The sequence below is a fragment of the Variovorax soli NBRC 106424 genome (genome assembly GCF_001591385.1).
Lineage (GTDB): Bacteria > Pseudomonadota > Gammaproteobacteria > Burkholderiales > Burkholderiaceae_C > Variovorax > Variovorax soli.
In genome coordinates this window covers 1-2,060 of sequence record NZ_BCUU01000213.1, presented here as the reverse complement: position 1 = coordinate 2,060, position 2,060 = coordinate 1, and the positions used below count along the sequence as shown (strand labels likewise).

4 protein-coding genes are annotated in these 2,060 nt (G+C 67.2%); 1 reads left to right on the top strand and 3 read right to left on the bottom strand.

Features of this window, described 5'->3' with window-relative positions; genetic code table 11:
• Both VSO01S_RS27915 and VSO01S_RS26365 read right to left on the bottom strand, forming a co-directional pair.
• Nucleotides 1-236, bottom strand: a 236-nt coding sequence (locus VSO01S_RS27915) for a hypothetical protein (protein ID WP_218002384.1), incomplete at its 3' end; no start/stop codon positions are given.
• A 217-nt stretch (nt 237-453) separates the two neighbouring features.
• Nucleotides 454-1,044 (bottom strand): hemerythrin domain-containing protein, encoded by a 591-nt coding sequence (locus VSO01S_RS26365; protein ID WP_068645697.1) that lies wholly within the window; start codon nt 1,042-1,044, stop codon nt 454-456.
• A gap of 129 nt (nt 1,045-1,173) precedes the next feature.
• Here VSO01S_RS26365 and VSO01S_RS26360 point away from each other — a divergent pair, with 129 nt between their 5' ends.
• Entirely contained in the window at nt 1,174-1,701 is a 528-nt protein-coding gene (locus tag VSO01S_RS26360) for a universal stress protein (RefSeq protein WP_068645698.1), read from the top strand.
• 23 nt (nt 1,702-1,724) lie between these two features.
• On the opposite strand, the gene VSO01S_RS26355 is transcribed toward VSO01S_RS26360, so the two are convergent.
• On the bottom strand, nt 1,725-2,060 hold a 336-nt coding region (locus VSO01S_RS26355), incomplete at its 5' end, for a sulfite exporter TauE/SafE family protein (protein WP_161944484.1).

Here is a 2,060-nt window from a genome sequence, read left to right as displayed (position 1 = left end):
GGCGGAGGCGGCGGCGGCGGAGGCGGCGGAGGCGGCGGAGGCGGAGGCGGCGGGGGACTGGACCCGTTGCAATGCTGCGCATTGCCTACATCCTTGTCGTTGCCGACGCCGCAATTGCCGGCGGCGGATGCGCTGGCGGCCAAGGCAAGAAGGGCCAGGGCGACGCAGCTTTGGCGGAAGACCTTGCCGTTCGCGCGGAGGACGGCGCCGGCTGTGAGTTTTTCGACGTAGTTCATAAGTATTCTCCTCAGCCACAAAATGCTGTAACTGAATACTTTTGAAGTTACGTCTTAGGTACTCATTTTCACAGGAAGGAATTCACACAAAAGGTTACGTAACTGTGCTGAGACAGTCACCGACTGTGTCTTTATGTTAAAAACCGCACAGTTTTCGGCGCCAAGAATAGGTCCGAGGTATTCATTTCAGGCGCCTCAGCACCGCCGAGTACTACTTTCAGCCCGCCTGCAACGCCGGCCCCAGGCCGATCGGCGCCGGCACCCGGTTGACGATGCGGGTGAACAGCTGGCGGTACTCCTCTTCCGGCTCGGCGCCGGCCAGCCCGTCGCGGTTGGCGCGAAAGGCGCTGTCCAGGTTGTCCCAGTCTTCCTGTGTCAGCACGCGTTCGGCCAGCGGCAGGATCTCCCGCTCTTCCAGGGCCATGTGTGACAGGTAGAAGTCGACATAGCGCTCCATCGCCGCCTCGAACTGCTCGCGCCGGCTTTCGCCCAGCATCTCGAAGGCCAGCAGGGCGTGCTCCACGTTGCGGATTTTTCGCTCGCCCCGCTCGTGGTCGTCGTCCAGCCGGTCCAGCAGCTCACGCGACATCGGCGTGCGCGCACGCAGCTTGGGGAACAGCAGTTCCGACTCCTTGCGGTGATGGCGCTTCTCGGGGAACTCGTCCACGTAGAACAGCATGGCCCGCAACGACGCGAAGTCCGGCAAGGTCTTGCGGTGCCGGTGCTCGGACAGCAGCAGCAGAATGGAACGGAGCATGGCGGCCAGCGCCGCATGCTCGTCTCGGATGATCCGGATGGTGTCGTGCATCTTGCACTCCTGGCTTGGTTGGGTGCCGCCAGCATCCCGCAATGCACCCGAGGGGGTTTTGCGCCAGATCAAGCTCCGCTTCTGCGGGCGCCGCATACTCGGCCCGCAACCAAGGAGTTCCGTATGACCATCTACCAGCGCATCCTCGTTCCCATCGACGGCAGCGAGACCGCGCAACGCGGCCTGCAAGAGGCCATCCGCCTTGCCAAGGCCGGCGGCGGGCAGCTGCGCCTGTTCCACGTCATCGACGATCTTTCCTTTGCGCTGGCCATGGATGCCTACGCCGGCCAGCAAGGCGACTGGCTGGCCACCATGCGCGAAGCCGGCGCGCGGGTGCTCAGCGACGCCAAGAGCGCGGCGGCCGCCGCCGGCGTGCCAGCCGAGGGCGTGCTGCACGAAACCGCCGGTACCCGGCTCGCTGATGCGGTCGCGGCCGAGGCCGCCAAGTGGCAGGCCGACCTGATCGTGCTGGGCACGCATGGCCGGCGCGGCGTCGGCCGCGTGCTGCTGGGCAGCGGCGCCGAGAGCGTTTTGCGCAGCGCGCCGATCCCGGTGCTGGTGGTGCGTTCGCAAGCGCCTGCCAAGCAGGCCCAAGCCGAGGCGCAGGCCGCGAACCCCCATGTGAGCGTGGTCACTGGCGCATTGAAGATCGAATAGATCGAATCGAAAGCGCCGCCCGATCAGGGCGCGCCCACGCCGCACCAGCGCGCGATCTGCTGCCCCAGGTCCATCCACAGGGCATCGGCCGCCAGTAGAAGCAGCACGACGCCGGCCGCCCGTGCGCTCCAGCGCTCACCCAGGGGCGCCGTGGCCCGGCGCAGCCGCGACCACAGCCAGGGCGCCAGCAGCAGCGCGGCGCCGCTGCCGGCTGCAAACGCCAGCATCACCATCGCCCCCTGCGCCGGCCCGTTGCCCAGGCTGGCCAGCGCCAGCGCCGAATACAGCAGGCCGCAAGGCATCAGCACCCACAGCGCGCCGGCCAGCAGCGCGCCCTGCCCCGCCGAAGCTTGCGTGCG

Coding starts and splice junctions, on each gene's coding strand:
- VSO01S_RS26365 (WP_068645697.1), bottom strand. CDS start 1,044: ATGCACGACACCATCCGGATCATCCGAGACGAGCATGCGGCGCTGGCC.